The organism is Leisingera sp. MMG026 (assembly GCF_021654205.1).
GTDB lineage: Bacteria > Pseudomonadota > Alphaproteobacteria > Rhodobacterales > Rhodobacteraceae > Leisingera.
This window is the reverse complement of sequence record NZ_JAKFZM010000129.1, coordinates 1-1,017: the sequence shown is the minus strand read 5'-3', so window position 1 is coordinate 1,017 and position 1,017 is coordinate 1. Positions and strand designations below refer to the sequence as shown.

General features: G+C 58.4%; 1 protein-coding gene and 3 pseudogenes. 3 read left to right on the top strand and 1 reads right to left on the bottom strand.

Annotated elements, in window-relative coordinates:
* A pseudogene (locus L1069_RS23775) lies at window positions 1-150 on the top strand (transposase); the annotation flags it as partial.
* Window position 151: 1 nt separating this feature from the next.
* On the opposite strand, the pseudogene L1069_RS23770 reads toward L1069_RS23775, so the two are convergent.
* A pseudogene (locus tag L1069_RS23770) lies at window positions 152-358 on the bottom strand (transposase); the annotation flags it as partial.
* A 137-nt stretch (window positions 359-495) separates the two neighbouring features.
* Here L1069_RS23770 and L1069_RS23765 point away from each other — a divergent pair.
* Window positions 496-666 carry a DUF1328 domain-containing protein gene (locus L1069_RS23765; RefSeq protein WP_129372238.1) on the top strand — a complete coding sequence of 57 codons (171 nt, stop codon included), beginning with the start codon at window positions 496-498 and terminating at the stop codon, window positions 664-666.
* 132 nt (window positions 667-798) lie between these two features.
* Window positions 799-891: pseudogene (locus tag L1069_RS24350) on the top strand (transposase); the annotation flags it as partial.
* Between the last annotated feature and the right edge of the window lie 126 nt (window positions 892-1,017).

Genomic DNA, 1,017 nt, shown 5'->3' with positions numbered 1-1,017 from the left:
CGGACGGGTGCTCCATGGCGTGACCTGCCGGAAGGGTTTGGCAAGTGGTCGAGCGTCTACCGCCAGTTTCGGCGCTGGACGCTGGCGGGGCTTTGGGAGGAGATACTGGAGGCTCTGAACGAAAGCGGGGCCGTGCCAGACGCCCTGCAAAGGGCAACTTGAACAGCACTTTGATCGACAGACAGAACTGGATCGCCGCGACGGAAAAGACCGCTGGGCGGCCCGGGCGGCCTGCCTGCGGCGCGCGCCAGGTCATGTCCTTGTTCACCCAGATCAGCAGCGAGCCCCGCTTGCACAACGCGGCGTTGCAGCTGGACCAGTTCGTCGTGCGATAGCGGGAGGGAGATGGTTTGCTCATGCGGACCGTGTAAGCGCATGGATTCCTGATGTGAAACCTCTGAAGTCAGAGTTCTGCAACAACGCCGACCGCAATGCGGAACTTTTGGCTGCCTGAAGGGTTTTACTAACAACAACTCGCAACCGAAAGGACAAGGTATGCTCAATTGGGCTCTCATTTTCCTAGCCGTTGCCATCATTGCCGGCATCTTCGGATTTGGCGGCATCGCTTCGGCCTCCGCTGGGATCGCACAGATCCTGTTCTTTATTTTTCTCGTGCTGTTTGCACTGGCGCTGATCCTGCGCGTAATTCGCGGCGCCTCCCGCTGACGGCCAGTGCGGGCGGCGGCCTGGGGCCGTCGTCCGAATTCGCCAGATTATCAACCTGGTCCTGACCCGAGAAACTGGTCCGGTTTGAATGCGGAATTTTGGGTGCATTCCTGGCACAAGAGGAGTGTACCGATGCCGAAGAAACGATTCAGCGATGAACAGATTGCCTTTGCGCTGAGGCAGCCGGAAGCAGGCACAACGATTGGCGAGCTCTGCTGTAAGATGGAGAAAAGGTCGTGGTATGGTTTTACCCTGGTGGCGGAATGCTACCCGACCTTCTGGTGATCAACGAGGTCATCCACTACGGCAAGTTGCAGTACCAGTTTGACGACAATCTAGTGAGCCTCCCCC